Origin of the sequence: Rhodococcus sp. P-2 (assembly GCF_016598535.1) — a bacterium.
In the GTDB taxonomy this organism is placed as follows: Bacteria; Actinomycetota; Actinomycetes; order Mycobacteriales; family Mycobacteriaceae; genus Rhodococcus_F; species Rhodococcus_F baikonurensis.
The window spans coordinates 2915641-2936282 of record NZ_CP066779.1; the positions used below are offsets into that span (position 1 = coordinate 2915641).

The window sequence follows — 20642 nt, forward strand, 5'->3', positions numbered from 1 at the left end:
GAGGGGTGTCGGTAGGAATCACGCGCTTCGTGCAAGGGCACCCAACGCGGCAGCAGTCATGGCCGTGACACCTTCGGGTAGAGCCGCGGACGGATCGGGCGCAAAGCGCGGTGAATGATTCGACGGCGTGCCGGGAGGAATCCGTCCCTCGGCGAGCGCGGCGAGGGCAGTTTCGTCGAAACTCTGAAGCGCGGTCCCGCCGAAATGCCAGAATACGGAGGGGCACTGGGCGGCAGTGCCGAAGACGCCGAAGTCCTCGCTGCCTGAAAGCGGTTGCGGCAGAGTGTACATTCCCAACCCGGCCCGGCGTAGGTCCGACATCACCGTGGACGTTGCGTCCGGAGTGTTGACCGTAGCCGGAAAGCCGTTGTACGCATGAACGTCCGGCTGTTCGACGGCGCCGGCTCCGTCCGCTTCTGCACGAGCGATCCGTCCCACCGATTCGAGCATGTGTTCGCGCGACGATGCGTTGAAAGTTCGCAGGCTGAGCAGTAGTTCGGCGTCGTCGGCGATGATGTTCGCAGCTGTGCCGGCGTGCAAGGCTCCGACCGTGAGCACGGGTGCTGTCGGAGTTGCCGCTTCATGAGCGACCAGACCTTGAATGCGCAGCGCGAAAGATGCTGCCATCAGCAAGGGGTCGATGCATGCGTACGGCGAGGACGCATGGCCACCGCGGCCGTGAAAGACCACTCGAATCGTGTCGGATGCGGCCATCAAGATGTCGGGTTTGCTGACCAGCATCCCCGCAGGAGTCGGCCCCACGTGTTGGCCCAGGCAGAGGTCCGGTCGCGGGAAGCGGACGAAGATTCCGTCGTCGACCATCGCACGAGCGCCGGAGCCGGTCTCCTCGGCAGGCTGGAAGACGGCAACGATTGTCCCCGTGATCGCTGCCGGATCTGCGGAAAGCGCTGCGCACGTGGCAAGTAGCGCGGTTACGTGGACGTCGTGTCCACATGCGTGCATCACGCCATCCGTCTTGGAGGCGTAGGACAGACCGGTGTCTTCTGCTACCGGCAACGCGTCCATGTCGGCGCGCAGCAGGATCACCGGACCGCTGCTCCCCGTGAGTACTCCGACGACACCCGTACCGCCGACCCCGACAGTGACGTCCCAGCCGCCGATTCGCCGAAGTTCCTCGGCAACGACTGCAGCAGTGCGAGTTTCGTCACCGGACAACTCTGGGTGTGCATGCAGGTCCTGGTACAGATCGAACCAGTGCGGCTCGACGGTTCGCAGCCGCGACGGGTCTCCGAATTCAAGGTTCGAAAGCAGTTGGTTCATGGTCGATCTTCTTTCGATGGTGGTGTTCAGTTGGCGATTTTCAGTTGAACGAGGTCCAGCATTTTCTCGCGGGTCTGGGGTGCTGCCATAACCGCGATGATCGCCACGACTGGCCCGAGCGCGAGCGATACGAATGCCGCTGACCAGGAGAGATGGTCGACGATGAATCCGAACACGAGCGGCGCGACTATTCCGGCGACCATGCCGCCGAAAATGATCATCGACGAGGCTGCCCCGACCACCGACGAGGGCAGGGCCCGCAGTGGTAGTGCAAAACACGGCATGAAAGCGAAAGAGGCAGCGGCAGATCCGAGGGTGACGAGAACGACGAACAAGGCTGTATTGGAGACGAAGGGTATTGACGCGAGCATGACTATGCACGCGAGCATGGACGGGATCACGACGATACGACTGTTGCCTGCCAACCGATCCGAGATCCGCCCCCCGATGACCGTGGTCACGGCGGCCACGACCGTTGCCGGGATGAGGAGGAGACTTGCGCTCGAGAGGGCGATTCCACGTTCGTCGTGGAGGTAGGACGGAACCCAGGACGACATTCCCCAGATCACGAAGTCGTACCCGAAGAACATCAAGGCGAAGAGCCACATCGCTCGTGAGCGAAGCACGGTGCGCATGTTGCTCCACGAGGAATCCGGACCGCGGTCGATCTCCGCCGGCAGTGCGGGCGGAAGCCACAACTTGATGCTGACGAGCGACAGTACTCCGAGCACCGCGACGGCCAGAAACATCCCACGCCAGCCGATCAACGGGAGGAGTGCTGCCGCAACGACAATGGCGAGCAGTGTGCCGACCGCGTTGGAGCTGTTCATCCAGCCCGTGGCAGTGGCCCGTTGCTCCGGGATGCTGCGTTCGGCAACGAGCTTCACAGCGGCGGCCGGAAACACGCCCTGCGCGAGTCCGAAGAGAAAGCGAACAACCAGAAGCGTCCCGAAGGACCACGCAAGGGCGGTGAGGCCGGTGAAGACACTCCATGCCACCAATCCGATCAGTGCCATCCGGACTGCGCCGTATCGATCGGCGAGCAGTCCACCGGGCAGCTGGGCCAAGGTGTACGCGATGAAGAACGTGGAAATGATCAATCCACGCTGGGAGTAGTCGAGATCGAACTCTTCACCGAGCAGGGGTAGAGCGAGATTGATCGCGAGCCGGTCTATGTAGTCGATCGCGTAGGCGACGAACAGCAGCGCAACCGTGACTTTCGTGGAGCGAAGCACCGAGCCTCCAAACGTGAACCTGTGAAGTGATTCACATATCCTTGGCAAATGTGCAGTGATCAACAGTCAGAATGCAGCAATCCGGCAATACTGAGCCGATGAAGCCGGAATCCGACACATTTGTGATCGCGGAATCTGACCTGGAGATCGTCAACGCACTTCAGCTCAACCCCCGCGCGTCGTGGACCGAGCTGGCGTCGGTACTCGACATGGATTCGACGACGATCGCCCGGCGGTGGCGTCGTCTCGTCGCCGACGGCCATGCCTGGGTCAACGCGGTTGCCATCGGGCGAGCCCACATCTTCGGCTATCTGATGATCAGTTCCACCCAGGACTCGGTTGCCGAGGTGGGGGAGCGGTTGCGTCAACTGCCCTGTGCCTATCTGTTGGCCAGGACGGAAGGCGAATTCGAGTACTTCGTCGGTGTGGTGGCCGCCGATCAGAAGAGTTTGGACGCTTTGGTGTGTGAGCACCTTGCTGCTGATCCTGGAATTCTGTCGATCAGAAGCCGGGTCGGGGTGAAGGTGTACCGAGACGGCTTCAGTTGGGAGCCGGGGGCTCTGGGGCAAGCCGGTCGCGCTCAGCTGACACCGGCATCGACAAAGGCGGCGGAGGCACCGGCAGTGTTCCGCCAGTCCGACGGTGCCCTGTTGGATGCGCTCGGCCGCGACGGACGTGCCAGCTATGCGCGCCTGGCCGCGATCTGTGAAACGAACGAGACCGCGATACGACGGCGCCTGGCGCAACTGACCGCGTCGCACCAGTTGATTTTTCGCTGCGATGTCTCCCAACAGGCTGTCGGCTCACCGTTCGAAGTGATCTTCGACGTCGCTGTGGACGGCTCCACCGACGAACTCGGCCAACTCGTGTCGAGTTGGCCGGAGACCCGGCTGTTGGTGGCGACCACCGGAACAGCCAACATGTTGATCAGCGTGTGGCTGAGCAGCCTCGCACAGAGTCTTGTCGTCGAGGATCGGCTACGTCGAATCGGTAATGTGCGGATCCTCGATCGACGTGTCTCGCTGTACCCGATGAAGCGGTTCGGGCAGCTGCTCGGACCGAGCGGGGTGGCAGAAGGTCATGTGCCGGTCGCGATTTGGGGTGCCGGCGACATGCTTCGTTGAGTCTCAGTCGATCGGGGTCCGGTTGTCGTCGACGAGGTGCGTATCGGTATCGGTATCGGTCGCACGGGAGCGCTTCCAGATCATCCGAGCCAGTGCACCCATCACGGACACGGCCAGGACAACGCCACCGCCGACGATGCCGGCCGACGAGTCGGGGAAGATGCCCTCGAGCAGCAGCCAGACACCGAAGACGAAGAACAGCACCGCGGCGCCGATCTTGATGAATCCGTCCGGGAGGTGCTTGCCCAGTACCGAGCCGACGATGATGGCGAGAGCGTCGGCCGCCACCATGCCCACCGTCGACCCGATCCAGACGCCGATCCAGTCGTTGTCGGTCGCAAGGGTGATGGTGGCGAGCATGGTCTTGTCGCCGAGTTCTGCCAGGAAGAAGGCCGAGGCGACGGCAATGAAGGCGGATCGCGTGACGCGACCGGCCTTGCTTTGCTCGTCGTCGGTGAGATCGTCACCGCGTAGGGTCCAGAGGCCGAAGATCAGGAACGCGATACCGCCGACGATGGAGATTGCCGCAGTCGGAAGCGCGACGCCCAGGTAGTGACCCACGGCGACCGAAACCAGGTGAACAAGAGTGGTGGCGACGGTGATACCGCCGAGAACAACCCACCAGCGATAGCGCAAGGCAAACGTCATTGCCATCAGTTGCGACTTGTCGCCGAGTTCCGCGACGAAGATGACGCCGAAACTCAAAAGTATTGCGGCAAGCAAGATTTACTCCTCCGGTCGGTGTGGGTCGGAGGAAAAATGCGAGCCTCCGGCCTGGGCAGGCGCAGTGGGTGCGCTTGTCCGGCCGAAGGTCTCGCCCACCGAGGCCTCAGGACCTTCGGTTCGCCAGGCCGGGTGCTTCGCGATCCGCACATGACGGAGCGCGTCGAACCAGTATGTCGACACAGGCGATTGGGGGCTACTCCCCTTCGTTGCCACCCACGTTAGCGCGGTCGAAACGAATTGGCAAAGCGCACAGCAAGTTTGGGAGTCCGAACTTATCGCTTACCGAGACCGTCACGAAGCGAGGAGCATGGCCAAAACAGCGGTGTCGGGATCGCTGATCGGATCGATGCCGACGCGACTGATCATGGAAACGACAGTGCCGTCCGGCTCTGCTTCGACCCACGCCGCCCGATGCTCCAAACCCAGGTAGGGAAGGCCGGGAAGTAGCACACATCCCGATGCGCTGCCCTCGCATTCCGGCAGGCTGGGCGTGGTTTCCGACGGTGGGTGCAGCATGATCAGTGCCGGTGGCTGATGATCGGAGAAGCGGCCGGGCGTCAGGGCGAAATCGCCCAGCACCGGACCCTCGGCAACCACCAGACCGACGGTGCCCGGCTGCGGGTCCTCGGGAACGTCCTCGCGAACCCCGAAGACCGTCGTCGTCGGCAACAAACCCGGCATCGAGGCCACTCGGACAGCCAACGCGAGAAGCTGCGCCCACTCCTGAGTGGTGTCCGGCCAACGACCGGAAATGACGAACCCCTGCAACGATCCGGCTGCCTGGAACGGAGAAATGCCTATTGCTTCGTTTCTGTTCATTTCTGTTCCTCCCTCGGTGCTGGGGCAAATCTCGGGCAGACGCGCATGCGTCGGTCCGGCACACCTCGTTGGGTAATCGAAATATGCACCCATTCGGTACTGGCACACAAGACAGGGAGAGTGCCAGCCAGGTTTGCGCTGGTGAGGGCGGTGGTATGCGCAGGCATGACTCTGTCGAAGAACCGTTCTCGGCTGGAAGACCTGGCGACGCAGGCGTGGATCTTCGGATATCCACTGTTGATTGCGGCAGTATCGCGGGATGTCATGACGGCGGTGCCTTCGCCGGTGGCGATGAAAGCCCCGCTCAACCAGTTCGCTTACGCGCGAACGACGCCGGATGCGTCCTTCACCGACGTCGTCTCACCCAATGCGGACACTCTCTATTCGTCGGGCTGGTTGGACGTGTCGACGGAACCACAGGTGCTCTCACTGCCGGACTTCGGCACGCGGTACTGGCTTGTACCCATCCTCGACGCATGGAGCGACGTGTTCACGGTGCCGGGATCTCGGACGGTGGGGCGGACCGGAGGACCGTATCTGGTAGCCGGGCCGGATTGGAAAGGCAACGTGCCCAAGGGTTTGACGCTGCTGCGTTCTCCGACGGCGATGAACTGGATAGTCGCTCGCTACGCGACCTCAGGGGGAACGGATCTGGCAGAAGTGCACAGCCTGCAGGACCGGACGCGACTTACTCCTCTGTCGGAGTGGACGGGTGACCCACAGGACTACACGCCCGGGGAAGTGCCGGTGAACCCTGCCGTCGACACGCGCACACCGCCGGTGGACCAGGTGGCCGCAATGGACGGCGAGGCCTTCTTCACCACTTTCGATGCACTTCTCGACGACAATCCTCCGCGTCCGGAGGACACCGAGATGATGAAACAGCTCTCCGACATAGGAATCGGCTCCTCGTTGCCCTGGAAGTCGCGTCCGCAAGAGGTGCGTGATGCGCTCGACCGAGCGGCGCGAACCGGGATGGACGTGCTCAGTGAGATCGCCACAGAGGCCGAGGGCACTCCGAAGAACGGGTGGACGATGCACCGCGGCTTGGGGCACTACGGAACTCATTACGCTCAGCGTGCTCTGATCGTCTGGCTCGGTTTCGGGGCCAACCTCGACGCTGATGCCGTGTACCCGCACGCCACCACAGACGTCGACGGGAAGCCGCTGACCGGCACGAAGAAGTACGTACTGCATTTCGAGAAGGACGAGCTGCCGCCGGTCGAGGGATTCTGGTCGCTCACCATGATGAACGAGCGACAGTTCTTCGTGGACAACCCGATCGACCGATACGCCATCGGCGATCGAAGCGATCTGGTGTTTGCCGACGACGGTTCCCTGGACATCTACCTCCAGCACGAATCACCTGGTGGCGAGAAGGAGCGGAACTGGCTGCCGGCCCCGTCCGGTGACTTCAACGTTTTTCTGCGCCTGTACTGGCCGAAGGCTGCAGTCCTCTCGGGATCGTGGACCGCGCCCGGTATTCGGGAAGCAAATATCCGGGAAGCAGGCTGAAGGTCCTCTCGCTTCGTACCCGAAGAGCACAACTCGGTATCAGCCGCGCGTTTCGACGGGCGGAAAGGTCACGCTCGCCCTACGATCTGTCGGTATTGCCCTGTTTGAAGAGCTGTTGAATCGGTCAGAGACACCCGCTTGCTTCGGAGGCTACTGATGGTCACGCAGAACCCGTTCGTGCAGTACGGCAAAGAGATCTGGTGGATGATCCTGATCCGCGGAATCTTCGGCGTGATCTTCGGAATCATCGCACTCGTGTGGCCGGGAATCACCGTGGTGGCCTTGGTTTTCCTGTTCGGCATCTACTCCGTTGCCGACGGCTTGATCACGATCGTTCGGGCCATCAGGGACCGTGAACACCTGAGTTCGTGGGGATGGTGGGTATTCACCGGCGTCGTTTCGGTGGGCGCCGGTATCGTCGCGCTGGTCTGGCCCGGCATCACTGCGCTGGTCCTGCTGTACATAATTGCCTTCTACGCCATCATGTTCGGAATCTTCGGAATTGTCGGCGCCTTCAAGATGAAGGCGCTGCCCGGATCCAGTTGGGGTTGGTTGCTCGCCGCATCGGTGCTCGCGGTCATTTTCGGCATCATTCTCCTCATCGCGCCAGGCGAGGGCATCATCAGCCTCATCTGGTTGTTGGGTTGGTACGCAATCTTGTTCGGCCTCTTCATGATCGTGGGTGCATTCCAGATCAGGAGCCGGGCAAAGGAAGCCGGTGTTCTCTAAGAAGGGAAAGCCGGCCGTCGCGGCTCCCGCTCCGATCCCCACGCTGTCCGGCAGTGAGAACTGGTCGATCCCTCGTGGTTTGATCGTCCTCCTGGGTCTCGCGGCCACCGTGGTCACCGTCGGCGGAATGAAGGTGTTCGGTGGCATCCTCGGACCGGTGTTCCTTGCGCTGGTGCTGACGATTGCCGTTCAGCCCATTCAGGATTGGTCGCAGCGACGTGGGTGGCCCAAGTGGGTCGGAATGCTCGGCTCACTGGTCACCGTGTACCTGATTCTGCTCGGGTTGGCGGCGTCGTTGATCGTGTCGACAGCCCAGTTGGCGACGATCCTGCCGCAGTACTCCGAGGAGATGACCAACCTCCTCAACGAGGGCCGCGACAAGTTGGCCGACTTCGGAGTGAGCACCGAACAGATCCAAAGCACGCTCAGCAGTATCGATCTCACGAAGGTGGTGGGCGTACTCGAAAGCGGACTGGAGGGCCTGCTCGGCATTCTGTCGGATCTGGTGTTCATCCTCGCGCTGTTGCTGTTCATGGCCTTCGACGGCATGAGCATCCGCTCGCGCTTGCACGTGCTGTCCGAGCAACGTCCCGAAATCTCCTACGCGCTCTCCACCTTTGCCGCCGGAACCCGCAAGTACCTGGTTGTCTCGACGGTATTCGGCCTCATCGTTGCGGTACTCGACGGTGGCGCGCTGTGGCTCATGGGCATTCAGCTACCCGTTCTGTGGGCATTGCTGTCCTTCATCACCAACTACATCCCTAACATCGGGTTCGTCATCGGTGTGATTCCGCCGGCGCTACTGGGGCTCCTTCAGGGCGGGCCGTGGCTGATGCTGTGGGTGATCGTCGTCTACTCCGTCATCAACTTCGTCATCCAGTCCATCATTCAGCCCAAGTTCGTCGGTGACGCCGTCGGGCTGTCGGTGACGATGACGTTCCTCTCACTTGTCTTCTGGTCGTGGGTTCTCGGGGCGCTCGGAGCGCTGCTGGCGATCCCGCTCTCGTTGTTGGTGAAGGCCGTCCTGCTCGACATCGACCCGGCCACACGCTGGGCGGATATTCTGATCAGTGGGCCTCGGGACATGCCGAAGGAGGAACCCGAGGAGCCCGAAAAGCCGGCAACGCCCGCACACTAGGGCTCTCAGTGTTTCTACAAGTTGTTGCTTTATCGTCTCGCCCATGAGCGCCGAGAACACCACCGAAAACTCCCACCGCCGGCCGTCACGCCTCGGTCGACGGCTGGCGGTGGGCGGTGTGGCCGCGATCGTCGCGGCTGCGGTGGCGGGGATCGGGTTCGTGATCTTCGCGGGCGGTGGCGACACCTCGAACACCGTCGCGATCGTGAACGCCGACGCCGGAACCACTCTCGACGGCAAGGAACTTCGGGCGGGCGAGACGCTGGTGGACACCCTGGGCAAGAACGAAGATTTCGACTTCCAGGTGGTCGACAACCCCGGCGGCAACTACTTCGCGACGTTGACGGTGCCGGAGGACTTCAGCGAAACCGTCGCGTCGATGTTCGGCATGGATCCACGGCAGGCGAGCGTCGACCTCGAGGTGAAGGGCTCGGATTCGGAGAAGTCAGCCGAGCTGACTCGGGCCGTATCGGCGCAGGTCGGCGCGGACGGCATCAAGGGGTTGCTGGCTCAGACGTCGGCGGCCCGACGCTCGATCGATCAAAACCTCACCACCGCACAGATTCTGGTCGCCGGAACCAACGAGGCCGGAAAGTCCATCGATCAGGTGAAGGCGGGCGCAGGCACTCTGCTGCCTTACCTCGAGACCGCCCGCTCCGGGGCTCTGGAATTGATGAGCGTCGCGGATCAGGTGTCCGGTGTTGTCGATCAGGCGTCGGGATCGGCGGAAGAGCTGGCCACGCGCGCGGACTCACTGGGCCTGACGCTGGGGGAGGCGTCGTCGCAAACCGCGGAACTGAAGACACGAATCGACACGCTGCAGACTGCGCTGAACGGCCTTCCGATCCCGCCTGACGTGACAACGCAACTGGCCGGAGTGAGTTCGGATCTCGGTGCGCTGAATGCGCAATTGGGCACCGTTCCGGCGCTGTTGGGTGGCTCGGTCGGGCCCGACACGGAGCTCGGTGATCTAGTCCGCACCGCTGTCGGGCAGCTGCAAGGCGCGAGCGATCAACTGAGCAGTGCTGCCGGACAGTTGAACGACGGCCTCATCCCGATCGCCGATCAGGCGCCGCAGATGCTCGGTGACGTGACCGATCAGATCACCCAGGGATTCACGACGCTGCAAGGGATCGCCAAGTCATTGGTCACGGGCCTCGACGGGGCGAAATCCGGTATTCCCGCGATGACCACTCCGCAGCAGGTTCAGCTGACCTCGGTGCTGTCGGATCCGGTGGCTGTGAATCAGACCAGCGCGAGCAGCGGTGACTCCGGAACTCGCACACTGGCATTGGTCTTCGGAGCGACGACGGTTCTGCTCGGTGGTGCTTTGCTGACACGAACGGCGGCGCCCCTGGTGAGGCGCCGCCGTTCGCAAGAAGAACGTGACTAGACGATCAGACCTGCGGTCTGGGTACGTGCACGGTCGAAGCGAGCCGAAACGTCGTTCCAGTTGACGATGTTCCAGAATGCCTTGACGTAGTCGCCCTTGACGTTCTGGTAATCGAGGTAGAAAGCGTGCTCCCACATGTCGAGGAGCAGCAGCGGCGTGAGGCCGATGGAGATGTTGCCCTGCTGATCGTAGAGCTGGACGATGATCAGACGCTGTCCGATCGAGTCCCACGCGAGGATGGACCAGCCGGAGCCCTGGATGGCGTTGGCGTTCGCGGAGAAGTGAGCGCGGAAGAGATCGAACGAACCGAAGTTGTCGTCGATCGCTGCGGCGAGTTCGCCTTCGGGCTTGTCGCCACCGTCAGCGCTGAGGTTGTTCCAGAAAACGGTGTGGTTGGTGTGGCCACCGAGGTGGAACGCCAGGTTCTTCTCGAGCAGGTTGGCCTGCGCTGCGATGGTGTCGTTCTCACGAGCCTCGGCCAGCTTCTCGAGTGCAGCGTTGGCTCCGGCAACGTAAGCCGCGTGGTGCTTGTCGTGATGCAGCTCCATGATCTTGCCCGAGATGTGCGGCTCGAGGGCTGCGTAGTCGTAGGGGAGTTCCGGCAGCGTGTAAACAGACACGAGGGTCCCTTCTTTGCGGGCTGGTGAGCCCTGGTGCTTTAGAGTGCGTCGATCACCGGTCACGGCGTGACGTCACTCGCGTATGTGCAAATCATTCTTCGGGTTTCCACCCAATAACATTCGTACACCGTCCGCAACAGTCCGGCTCAGGTAGTAATCACCAAAGAATAAAGTTCGGGAAACCGAACTCAGTCCGATCTAAGGGTAAGCTAATATGCGCAAATTCGTCGTAAAGGTGAACGGAACCTTAAACTTGCGCGATGCCCGCACCAGTTTTCCTCCCGGAATCACCAGAGGCGGCCGCGCCTCGGGTGAATCTTCCGGGCGCTGACCTGCTGCGAGCCCTGGCGGTTGCCGCCGTGATCTACTCCCACATCTCTTTCTACGTCATCGACGATCTCGGCTCGGGTTGGTGGGTGATCGACGTCGTCTACGGCGTTTTGATCGAGCCGGCCGAACTCAACCAACATCTCTCTTTTGTCGGCGTCGCGGTATTCATGATGCTCACAGGTGCTCTGGTGACGCGGTCCGCGATTCGCGACGGTCCCGGAAAGTTCTTGACCAACCGATTCAGTCGACTGCTGCCCGCATTCTGGGTGGCAACCGCGATTGCCATTCTTCTGGTCCGCCTCGGAATCAACGGAATGTTCAGCGGTCAGGAAGGTATTTCCGATACCGAAGCGTTGATGAGCTTTTTTCTCGGCGGATTCTTTCTCAAGCCCGAGGTGGCAGTTCTCGGAGTGACCTGGACGCTCACCGTCCAATTCCTCTTCTATCTCGCTTGCGTCGCGGCTCGACCGATACTGCGCCTGCGCCCGATCGTCATGCCGCTCGCCGGTGGTGCGCTCTGCTCACTGGTTCTGCTCTACAACGTCTACGCGCCGTTGCCGTACACCGTGCCGATGCTGTCCAAGATCGCCGCGACGCTGCCTGCCGTCTTCCTCGGCCAGATCATGTACCTCGCATGGGCGAAGCTCGCTCCCGGCCGCTGGCTGATCGTCGCCGTCCTCGTCCAGATGCACGTCATCATCGTGGCGACCCAGTTCCGCGTGTACTGGGCCGGCGAGCACTATCTGTGGACCATCTCGGTAGTCGCCGCAGCGGTTGTCCTCATCGGCCGCTACGACGGCGTCCCGACGCGTTGGCCGGTCGTGACGTGGCTCTCGACGCGCAGTTACGTCATCTATCTCGTGCACACGCTGATCCTGTACCGCGTCGTCGAGAACACTGTTCTACACGTCGGACCGACGCTGGCGTTTGCATTATTCCTTCTGGCCACGGCCGCGGTAGCAGAAATCGGCTACCGGTGGGTGGAACTGCCGGGCGCCCGCGCGATCACGGCGTGGCGAAACAGTCGCTCGCGCGTAGCATCGAAGCATGAGCTGGTACGACGACATTCTGGGACGAGCGTCCGCAAAATCCACGCTGATCGCGCCTGAGGACGCTCTCCCCGGGCGAGAGCAGAAAATGCCGGTACCTACCGCGCACTACGTCAACGGGCATCCGTTGACGCCGCCGTTTCCGGCCGAACTGCAGACCGTCGTCGTCGGCATGGGTTGTTTCTGGGGTGCCGAGAAGGAGTTCTGGCAGCTTCCCGGTGTGTACACGACAGCTGCGGGTTACGCGGGCGGCTTCACTCCCAATCCGACGTACGAAGAGACGTGCTCCGGCCGTACCGGTCACACCGAAGTGGTACTGGTGGTCTTCGATCCCGCAGTGATCTCGTACGAGCAGATCCTGGCGCACTTCTGGGAGAACCACGATCCGACGCAGGGGATGCGTCAGGGTAACGACCAGGGCTCGCAGTACCGGTCGGCAATCTTCACGACGTCCGCGGAGCAGGAAGAAATCGCTCATGCGTCGGCTGTCGCTTTCGGGGAACGACTTGCCGAAGCCGGATACGGCGCGATCACCACCGAAATAGGTCCGCTGCGCGACTTCTTCTACGCGGAGGATTACCACCAGCAATATCTGGCGAAGAATCCCGGCGGTTACTGCCCGGTGCATGCCACCGGCGTCAGTTGCCCGGTCGGATTGCTCCGTCAGGACCAGGTCCCGGCGCAGACGGACATCCTTCCGCCGAGCGAATAACTGGAACAGGTGTTGGAGGACACATGTGATTCAGCTCGTTAACACTTGCAACTAGATCGAAACAAAGGGAATCTCGATGTAAGAGTGTGTCGTCGAGAGAACTGAGCTCATAATGTCAGGTAGTACGCGAGGAACTGCGTCGCTGCTCCGACGCACCATTCATGTAGGCCACGATCCGATGGTTCGCCGCAGTGATCGGATCGAAGGATTCATGTCCTTCGGTCTGATCATTTTCGCGATTCTTCTGCTGCCTTTCGCAGTATGGGCGGGCACTGCGACGGCCTCGAGCCAGAACGCACTGATCGCCAAACAATCCGCCGAATTGCACAGCATCACGGCGACGACGACCGCAGATTCGACGCAGACCACCGCATCGACAGCCGATTACATTGCGCCGACCACCGAAATGGCCAGCGCGCAGTGGAACTGGAACGGTCAGGTTCACACGGGTGACATCACCGTCGACTCCACGACGCCGGCCGGTACCGAGATCTCTATCTACGTCAACGACAAGGGCGACAAGACCGTTGCGCCGATCACTCAGAGCGCTGCCGACGTCGCAGCCGTGGTGACCGGGGTTTTCACCTGGTTCAGCGTGATGTCCTTGCTGGTCATCGCATTCATGCTGGTGCGGGTTTTTCTCGACCGGTCCCGCTCGGCCCAGTGGGACCGAGACCTACGCGCGTTCCTCGACGCGAACGCGCTGTAGATCCCGGCCCGTTCTTTACTGCAGTTGGGGCATGACCTCGCTTGCGACGAGTTCGAGATGATCCAGGTCGGCGAGATCGAGAGTCTGTAGATACACACGCTGTGAACCGGCCTCGGCGAAAGTGCCGATCTTGTCGACCAGCTCCGAAGGCGTTCCGGCCAGACCGTTCTCACGTAGCTCGTCCACGTCGCGTCCGATAGCCTCGGCGCGCTTCTTGATCTCCGCCTCGTCGCGGCCACAGCACAGGACGAGAGCGTTGGAGTACACCAATTCGTTCGGATCACGCTCGATGTCGACGCAAGCCTGACGTACCCGCGCAAAGATGTCCATCGTTTCCTCGAGGGACTTGAACGGGATGTTGAACTCGTTCGCGAACCGAGCGGCGAGCGCCGGAGTCTTCTTCTTGCCCGTGCCACCGATCAGGATCGGCGGACCGTCGACCTGGTGCGGTTTGGGAAGCGCGGGAGAGTTCTTGATCTGCACGTGCTTACCGTCGTAATCGAACGTCTCGCCCACCGGCGTACGCCACAGGCCGGTCACGACGTCGAGAGTTTCCTCGAGCAGTTCGAAGCGATCCTTGAGCGCCGGGAACGGGATGCCGTACGCCTGGTGCTCTTCCTCGTACCAGCCGGCACCGATGCCGAGGTCCACGCGGCCACCACTCATCTGATCGACCTGTGCGACCGAGATGGCCAGCGGTCCGGCGTGACGGAACGTAGCCGACGTCACCAGAGTGCCGAGGCGGATGGTGGACGTTTCGCGGGCGATTCCGGCGAGCGTGATCCACGCGTCGGTGGGTCCGGGAAGGCCGTCGGAATTCATGGCGAGATAGTGGTCCGAGCGGAAAAATGCGCCGTAGCCGAGTTTTTCGGCGGTCTGGGCAACAGTCAGTAGTTGTTCGTAGGTAGCGCCCTGCTGGGGTTCGGTGAATATACGCAGCTCCATGACTTCTACTCTGCCACTATTTCACTGGGTCGGGACGACGGCACCGACTTGTCCGGCGCCGAAACACAGGGTCAGTCCCGGCGTTGTCGGCGTGATCTTCACGCTGTTTCCGTGGCCGACCAGGCGCACGAATGCCGAGTGCAAACCCTGCGTCACGGGGACGGATACTGCGTCGCCGGCTTCCAACGCAACATCGATCGTTCCGTCGGCGCTCGCGAGGTAATTGAGCTGAACCGTCCATTCCCAGCCGGCCAAGGGACCGTCGAGGGGTAGTTCGGTCGGGCCTTCGGCACGGGTGCCGCAGTTCGGTGTCGTCCCTTCGAGAATCCTTCTCGTCCAGGTCACTTCGGCATCGACGATCTGGCCACTGTCGTCGATGGTGCGCAGAATCGGAGTGCTGGAAGAGAATTCGGGGCGATCAGGCAGCGGCGCGAAAACGTTGCTTGCCAAATTGTTCGGAAAGGCGACGGGAAGGAGCACCTGGATCGCGACGGGTTGCTCGAGCAGTGGAGCATCCTGATTCTGTGACAACGACATTCGCGCATTCGCGAGGTAGTCGCGAGTCGGGTTCTCGCGCCAGATGTCGACGAACGTGACGGTCGAGACGAGCGAACTGACAACGAAGAGCGCCGACAACCCAGCGGCGACTGCGACGGGTATCCGAGACGGACGCCGCCGAGGCGCAGCGAGTATCAGGGCGGCGGCGAGGGCGAACACCGTCGCTGAATCCGTGAAGTAACGCAAGGTCTGCGCCAACTCGTAGGTGGTGTCGGCGTCGGATCGGGTCGCGGTCATCGCCACCACGGAGGCCAGGAAGTACAGAGTGGCGGCGGCCCAGATCCAGGCAGCGCCGCGTCGGGCACGCACTGTCATCACGACCGTCGTCAGCAGCAAGGCCCAGGCCGCGACTACCAAGGCCGTCGGTGGATCGGCCCAGGCGGGGCTGGGGATCCACCGCTCCCAGCGCCAGGGGCCGCCGAGAAGAGTGGGAAGCATCCCCAAAGACGTGCCGTGATGCAGCAGTTCGGTGGACATCGAACGGCCGTATCCGGTGATCGGTGATTCGACAGTGGTCAGATACACCGGAATCCAGATCGCGAGCACGGCGGCGCAGGCCGTCCACAGGCGTCGGCACTTCGTGATCGCACTTCGTATCGGCGTTCCTTCACCTTGTGTGCGTAAGTACAGCACCAGGAAAGCGAGTGCCACGAAGGGAACGAGCACCGCCTTCTCGAAGAACAGCAAGGAGACGACAAAAACCGCGGTGCCCGAGAACACGTAGCGCACATGCCCGGTGCGGTACAGCTTGATTGCGTCGCCGCATGCCCAGGCCAGCGCGATCTGGAGCGGCAACGCATTGAGCGCGGCTGCCCACCACGAGAACGCCGGAAGCGTCAGCGGGACGAAGAGATACAGCACCAGCGGAATCAACAGCGCCGGTCGCCAACCGAGGACCAACCGAAGAGTGCGCAGAAGCGCCAGCGACGCCGCGGCCTGACCGATGACGAGCAGTGCCGTCGACAGCGCCCAGTTGTACGGCGCGATGCGGGTGATCAACCCGGTGAAGAAGAAGGCCGCGGGCATGAAGTGACCGTCGTGGTCGTAGAGCAGGAGTTCGCTCGAGAAGAGAGGGAAGCGTCCTCCGCGGCCCATCAAGATGAGGTCGTCCCAGTAGAAGTAATTGCTCGCGGCAACCCAGGCACGAATGACGAGCTGACATCCGATCAACACGAACGCGAGTTGCGCGACCCGTTTCGGGGTGAACGTCAGAGTTGGCTCGGGCTGTGGAGAAGTCATCGACGGCCATGCTTCCAGGTGTGTCAAAACCGGTCTTCGACAAAAAGGGGATAACGGTCTTTTCTGTCTTTTCGGGAGCAATTTCTGAATGCATTGTGAACTTTGCCGGGATAAATGACGCCGACGCCCAAAAGTTCACTGACCTGCGGTGTCAAATTCATCCTCGAGCCTGTGCATCGTTCGCTAACACCTGTCAGCAAATTCTCAGGGTCTTGCCCGTGACCTGTGGATAAAGCCCGTTTCATTCATCCAGAACTGTGGATGAACCTGTGGAAACTGTGGATAACTCGAGTTTTTAAGTGGCGGAGGTCACATTATTCGAACAATGCAGGTGAACGGGGTGGAGGTTCGATCACAAATCGGGAGTGAATCCATTTGCTGCCGTTACCGATACGGCGTGACAGAATCGAAGTTGTGAGTGTCGTTCAGGTCTGCGCCCGATGCGCCGCGCGCTGGCCCGTCCTCGGCGGCCCGACGCAGTGGTGCCCGCGCTGCAGCGGCGTCCTGCTGATCCCCACCCGCACCGAGATCTACCAACCGCCCAACCGTCGTGGCTTCCGCTGGATCGCGCGCTCCCCGTCCGATCCACGCGGAGTAGGGGACGCACCAGTGCGTCGTAACCTCGCCACGCCGCGATACGACGCCGTCCCGCAGTGGGGACTCCACGACGTCGTCGACACCGCACCGGTGCCGCCCTCGCGTGCGGACCGCATGGCCGACCGAGTCGGGCCGCTGCTGACGCTCGCGACCATCTTCTACGGACTGGCTGTGTTCGCCGAACTGGGCAGATACGCGATCCTGGTGCGTAACCGCACCACGCTGATCCCGCAGTGGCTGCTCACGGTCTCCGACGCTGCCGTCTACTTCACTCAGCTGGGTGGACTGCTGATCTCCGTCTTCGCGGCAATCGCCGCTGTGTGCTGGCTGCTTCGTCGGCGTCGTGAACACTTCGCGGGTGCCCGTGAATCCGATCCACGCACAGCGTCGGAAGTGGTCGTCGGCTGCGCTGTGCCGATCCTCAACCTGGTGATGCCGGCCGTTTATGTCCTCGAGTTGGTCCGCCGCGATCCGCGCGGAACACTGCTGGTGAAGATCTGGTGGGGCTTCTGGGGATTCAGCGCTCTGTTGCTGGTGGTCAACGCGTACTGGCGATCACGTCCGGGTATTCAGGCAATGGCCGACGGGGTACTGCTGAACGCCTTCATCGCACTGGTCGCTGCCGTCACCGCGGCGTTGACGCTCGTCGTGATTCGCCGGATCGAGCGCAAGAGCTGGCGCGGCGAACCCGAATCGGAAACCCGATGGGTGCCAGTGCCGCGCTCGGTGCTGGAAGAGAAATCGGTGCTGGAAGAGAAGGAGACCGCTGCCCTGTGAGTCCAGATCGTCGCGGTCCACTCGTCGTTGCGCACCGAGGTGCGTCGGCTGCGCTGCCCGAGCACACCCTCGCCGCGTACGAATTGGCTCTGGAGGAGGGCGCCGACGGGCTCGAATGCGACGTCCGGCTCACCCGCGACGGACACCTGGTCTGCGTTCACGATCGCAAGGTCGACCGAACCTCCAGCGGCACGGGGATCGTCAGCGAGATGACGCTCGACTCGCTGAACGCTCTGGACTACGGGTCGACGAGCGAACCGGCCGAACTGCTGACTCTCTCCGACCTCATCACCCTCGCCTTGGATTTCGCGCGGCCGGTGAAGCTGTTCATCGAGACCAAGCACCCCGTACGGTTCGGCGGCCTGGTCGAAGCAAAACTTCTCGCGGAATTGCACCGCTTCGGGATCGCGTCGCCGCCGTCGGCCGACCACTCTCGCGCTGTCGTCATGTCTTTCTCGGCTACTGCCGTCTGGCGAGTGCGTCGTTCGGCGCCGCTGCTGCCGACGGTCCTGCTCGGTGACGCGTCGCGGTACCTCGGCGGTGGTGCGTCGACGGCTGTCGGCGCCACGGCGATCGGGCCGTCGATCAAGGCGCTGCGTGAACATCCCGATCTGGTCGATCGAGCTGCCGCGGCGGGGCGCGCGACGTACTGCTGGACCGTCGACGACAAGGCGGATGTGGACCTGTGTCGTGAGCTCGGGGTCAGTTGGGTCGCCACCAACCATCCCGGGCGCACGAAGCAATGGCTGGGCAGCGTGTAGATTTTGCCCTCGTGGCCAAGAAGAGCAAAAGAAACAGTGGACCGAAGCAGGGCAGCGCACGCGCAGAGAAGCTGGCGGCACGCCAAGCAGAGCGTGAAGCCGCTGCCGGCGCAGTGAACCGCCCGTTCGAGGGCCTTGCCGCCGAGTGCGATCTGGTCGCGCTGCGCGAATTCGTTCCGTCCGCCACGGCTCCGTTGCCGGTCATCGGCTCCGACCGTCCCGTCACGTTGGCGACGGTCCTCCCCGGCGCTGTTGCCGCACTCGTTCGCGACGAGGGCGAGACGGCCACCGGATTTGTCGGTGTGCAGGTTCAGGCGCACTCTGCCGACCTCGGCGCAGACCTCGCGGCTTCGGTGAACTGGATCAAGGACGCAGCCCCCGGCGACGCGCTGTCTGCCGCGAACCCCGATTCCGAGACACCCGCAGTCACCGAGGTTGTCGATCCCTCGGCTCTGCTCGACATCACGGTGCACCAGGACTTCAACTGGTGGATCCCCGAGGGCGTCGAAACCGATCCCGAGGTTGCCGCCACCGTGCAGCACGCCAACTCGGCGATCATGCCGTCTGCACGCCTCGAAGGTGACGGCCTCGTTGCCGCGTGGTGGGTCGACGCCGGCGAGAAGGCGCACCTGCGTTGGGTTCGCCCCGAGAGCGAAGACGATCTGATGCTCGCGCTGGCGCGCGTGCACGCGACCGGTGGGCTGCACCTGGGTGAGGGCTCGCGCTACGCAGGCTCGTTCCGTACCCACGGCCTGTTGGTCCCGGTCTTCGACCTTGACCGCGAAAAGCATGCAAACGAGTGGGTAGCGGCAACCGTCGAGCTCGGTGAGCGTCTTGCCGAGGCGCTGGCCGTCGACGCTCCGCTGAACTCGGCCGAGTTGCGCTCGCGCGACGGCCTGCGCGGACGACAGGTCACGCTGCGCTGATTTTTTCGCCAGAACTATAGGCGTTACGCAAAGTTACGGTTAATGTTGGCGGCATGACTTTGTCGCACGACATCTCCGGTAGCGGTCCCACGCTTGTGCTCGTCCATGGCATCGTCCATCGACGGCAGGCGTGGGATTCGCTTGTGGACCAGCTGACGCCGTACCGCCGCGTCGTCACCGTCGACCTGCCGGGTCACGGAGAGTCGCTGCTGCCCGAACTCGGCCCGGATGTCATGGGACAGCTGATCGACGATGTGAGCGAGTTCGTCAAGGAGGTGACTCCGGCGGGGGAGCGCGCCCACGTCGCCGGAAACTCACTCGGCGGATGGATTACACTCTCGCTGGCAGCGCGCGGTGACGTCGCGTCGGCTACAGCTCTTTCGCCGGCCGGGTTCTTTGTCAATCACCTCGATCAGGTGCGTGCGATCAACACGTTCCGTGCACTGCGCGGCACGGCCAAGCTCATGGGTGATGGTCTGCCACGCGCATTGCGGTACAAGCTGATTCGCTATCCGGCGCTCGCCGCATTCTTCGCTCATCCGAGTCACGTCGGTTATGCGGCGGCGTTGGCCGACTGCCGTTCGCTCGTGTCCAACGAACTCGTCGATCTCGGTCTCGAGATGGACTTCGTGCTGCCGCCCATCGTGGATCCCACTGTGCCGGTGACGGTTGCGTGGGGTCGACGCGATCTCATTCTGCCCGTGTATCAAGCGCAGCGCGTGAAAAAGCCGTTCCCGCAAGCGAAGTTGATGGTTTTGCCCGGCCTGGGGCACGTACCGATGACAGATGCCCCCGAGCTGATCAGTTCGATCCTGCTGGCAGGAAGCGAACCGTTCGGCTCGAGGGCGAAATCTGTGAGTGCTGCAGGCTAGATGGTTCCGCCCGCTGCGTTCGGCGCACCAGTGGTGTCACCGACGGTGCTCATCTCGCGGGAAACGAAATCTTCGAGGTCGAACAGGTTGGCGCCTGCGCGGTCCGCGATGGTGAGAAGTGTTGTCATGCTTGCAACTTCCTCGACCTGTTCCTTGAGGAACCACTGCATGAACTGCTCGCCGAGGTAGTCGCCTTCTTCGCGGGCGGTGCTCGCGAGCTGGACGATCTGCTCGGTGACCGTCTTCTCCTGCGTCAGCGCGAGAGCGATGGGCTCACGAGCATCCTTGAAGTCGGCCTTCGCAGCGTCGACGCCGGTGAGTTCGACGTTGATGTCGCGATCGAGGAAATACTGAACGATCATCATGGCGTGGTTACGCTCTTCTACAGCCTGCTTGTAGAAGTGCTTTGCCAGCTGTGGCAGATCAGCATTGTCGAAGAAAACCGCTGTCGCGATGTACTGATGCGAAGCGTTGAACTCGTTGCGAATCTGGTCTCGGAGTAGTGCGTGGAATTTGGTCATGTGAGTCTCCCCAGAAGTCATGAATTCCAAGATAGTGCAGGTCAGGGGCCCTGTCACCCCAGTCTG

Annotated in this window: 20 protein-coding genes; 12 read left to right on the plus strand and 8 right to left on the minus strand. The window is 62.3% G+C overall.

The window, feature by feature from the left end; genetic code table 11:
* Positions 1-18: 18 nt before the first annotated feature.
* Complete coding sequence (locus tag I7X09_RS13900) at positions 19-1281, minus strand: amidohydrolase (RefSeq protein ID WP_095969439.1); 1263 nt, start codon at positions 1279-1281, stop codon at positions 19-21.
* A 26-nt stretch (positions 1282-1307) separates the two neighbouring features.
* Positions 1308-2516 (minus strand): MFS transporter, encoded by a 1209-nt coding sequence (locus I7X09_RS13905; RefSeq protein WP_095969440.1) that lies wholly within the window; start codon positions 2514-2516, stop codon positions 1308-1310.
* A 98-nt stretch (positions 2517-2614) separates the two neighbouring features.
* On the opposite strand from I7X09_RS13905, the gene I7X09_RS13910 reads away from it, so the two are divergent.
* A complete protein-coding gene (locus I7X09_RS13910; RefSeq protein WP_200317363.1) occupies positions 2615-3640 on the plus strand; it encodes an Lrp/AsnC family transcriptional regulator in 1026 nt (341 codons plus the stop codon).
* A 3-nt stretch (positions 3641-3643) separates the two neighbouring features.
* Here I7X09_RS13910 and I7X09_RS13915 read toward each other — a convergent pair whose 3' ends face one another.
* Both I7X09_RS13915 and I7X09_RS13920 read right to left on the minus strand, forming a co-directional pair.
* Entirely contained in the window at positions 3644-4363 is a 720-nt protein-coding gene (locus I7X09_RS13915; protein ID WP_200317365.1) for a TMEM165/GDT1 family protein, read from the minus strand.
* A gap of 294 nt (positions 4364-4657) precedes the next feature.
* Positions 4658-5185, minus strand: coding sequence for a hypothetical protein (locus I7X09_RS13920; RefSeq protein WP_003944138.1), 528 nt, complete (start codon positions 5183-5185; stop codon positions 4658-4660).
* Positions 5186-5350: 165 nt separating this feature from the next.
* Here I7X09_RS13920 and I7X09_RS13925 point away from each other — a divergent pair, with 165 nt between their 5' ends.
* From I7X09_RS13925 to I7X09_RS13940, 4 genes are all read left to right on the plus strand, one after another.
* Positions 5351-6700 carry a DUF1254 domain-containing protein gene (locus I7X09_RS13925; protein WP_200317367.1) on the plus strand — a complete coding sequence of 450 codons (1350 nt, stop codon included), beginning with the start codon at positions 5351-5353 and terminating at the stop codon, positions 6698-6700.
* A gap of 156 nt (positions 6701-6856) precedes the next feature.
* Positions 6857-7429 (plus strand): HdeD family acid-resistance protein, encoded by a 573-nt coding sequence (locus tag I7X09_RS13930; RefSeq protein WP_095969444.1) that lies wholly within the window; start codon positions 6857-6859, stop codon positions 7427-7429.
* On the plus strand, positions 7419-8567 hold the full coding sequence (locus I7X09_RS13935; RefSeq protein ID WP_095969445.1) for an AI-2E family transporter: 1149 nt from the start codon (positions 7419-7421) through the stop codon (positions 8565-8567). Before I7X09_RS13930 ends, I7X09_RS13935 begins: the two co-directional genes overlap by 11 nt.
* Positions 8568-8610: 43 nt before the next feature.
* On the plus strand, positions 8611-9960 hold the full coding sequence (locus I7X09_RS13940) for a hypothetical protein (RefSeq protein ID WP_200317369.1): 1350 nt from the start codon (positions 8611-8613) through the stop codon (positions 9958-9960).
* On the opposite strand, the gene I7X09_RS13945 is transcribed toward I7X09_RS13940, so the two are convergent.
* Positions 9957-10580 carry a superoxide dismutase gene (locus tag I7X09_RS13945; protein WP_003944189.1) on the minus strand — a complete coding sequence of 208 codons (624 nt, stop codon included), beginning with the start codon at positions 10578-10580 and terminating at the stop codon, positions 9957-9959. The genes I7X09_RS13940 and I7X09_RS13945 overlap by 4 nt on opposite strands.
* Before the next feature lie 260 nt (positions 10581-10840).
* Between I7X09_RS13945 and I7X09_RS13950 the strand changes: the two genes are divergently transcribed.
* The 3 genes from I7X09_RS13950 (at position 10841) to I7X09_RS13960 (ending at position 13380) form a co-directional block, all read left to right on the plus strand.
* A complete protein-coding gene (locus I7X09_RS13950; protein WP_200317370.1) occupies positions 10841-12019 on the plus strand; it encodes an acyltransferase family protein in 1179 nt (392 codons plus the stop codon).
* The gene (gene msrA / locus I7X09_RS13955; RefSeq protein WP_020905733.1) at positions 11958-12671 is read left to right on the plus strand and encodes a peptide-methionine (S)-S-oxide reductase MsrA; all 714 of its coding nucleotides are present in this window, start codon (positions 11958-11960) and stop codon (positions 12669-12671) included. Before I7X09_RS13950 ends, msrA begins: the two co-directional genes overlap by 62 nt.
* A 211-nt stretch (positions 12672-12882) precedes the next feature.
* The gene (locus I7X09_RS13960) at positions 12883-13380 is read left to right on the plus strand and encodes an Rv1733c family protein (RefSeq protein ID WP_234036913.1); all 498 of its coding nucleotides are present in this window, start codon (positions 12883-12885) and stop codon (positions 13378-13380) included.
* 15 nt (positions 13381-13395) lie between these two features.
* On the opposite strand, the gene I7X09_RS13965 is transcribed toward I7X09_RS13960, so the two are convergent.
* Together I7X09_RS13965 and I7X09_RS13970 are read right to left on the minus strand one after the other, a co-directional pair.
* A complete protein-coding gene (locus I7X09_RS13965) occupies positions 13396-14325 on the minus strand; it encodes an LLM class F420-dependent oxidoreductase (protein WP_200317372.1) in 930 nt (309 codons plus the stop codon).
* Between the two features lie 21 nt (positions 14326-14346).
* Complete coding sequence (locus I7X09_RS13970) at positions 14347-16122, minus strand: hypothetical protein (protein ID WP_200317373.1); 1776 nt, start codon at positions 16120-16122, stop codon at positions 14347-14349.
* A gap of 414 nt (positions 16123-16536) precedes the next feature.
* Between I7X09_RS13970 and I7X09_RS13975 the strand changes: the two genes are divergently transcribed.
* Genes I7X09_RS13975 through I7X09_RS13990 form a run of 4 tightly spaced genes read left to right on the plus strand, consistent with a single transcriptional unit; the run spans position 16537 to position 20055 of the window.
* A complete protein-coding gene (locus I7X09_RS13975) occupies positions 16537-17496 on the plus strand; it encodes a DUF4328 domain-containing protein (protein WP_200317374.1) in 960 nt (319 codons plus the stop codon).
* A complete protein-coding gene (locus I7X09_RS13980) occupies positions 17493-18257 on the plus strand; it encodes a glycerophosphodiester phosphodiesterase (protein WP_095969452.1) in 765 nt (254 codons plus the stop codon). Before I7X09_RS13975 ends, I7X09_RS13980 begins: the two co-directional genes overlap by 4 nt.
* Positions 18258-18268: 11 nt before the next feature.
* Positions 18269-19183, plus strand: coding sequence for a DUF5926 family protein (locus tag I7X09_RS13985; RefSeq protein ID WP_124566877.1), 915 nt, complete (start codon positions 18269-18271; stop codon positions 19181-19183).
* A gap of 53 nt (positions 19184-19236) precedes the next feature.
* Positions 19237-20055 carry an alpha/beta fold hydrolase gene (locus I7X09_RS13990; protein ID WP_200317375.1) on the plus strand — a complete coding sequence of 273 codons (819 nt, stop codon included), beginning with the start codon at positions 19237-19239 and terminating at the stop codon, positions 20053-20055.
* Here the strand turns inward: I7X09_RS13990 and I7X09_RS13995 are convergent.
* Positions 20052-20597, minus strand: coding sequence for a ferritin (locus tag I7X09_RS13995; RefSeq protein ID WP_200317377.1), 546 nt, complete (start codon positions 20595-20597; stop codon positions 20052-20054). The two genes, I7X09_RS13990 and I7X09_RS13995, sit on opposite strands and share 4 nt — an antisense overlap.
* Positions 20598-20642: the final 45 nt, after the last annotated feature.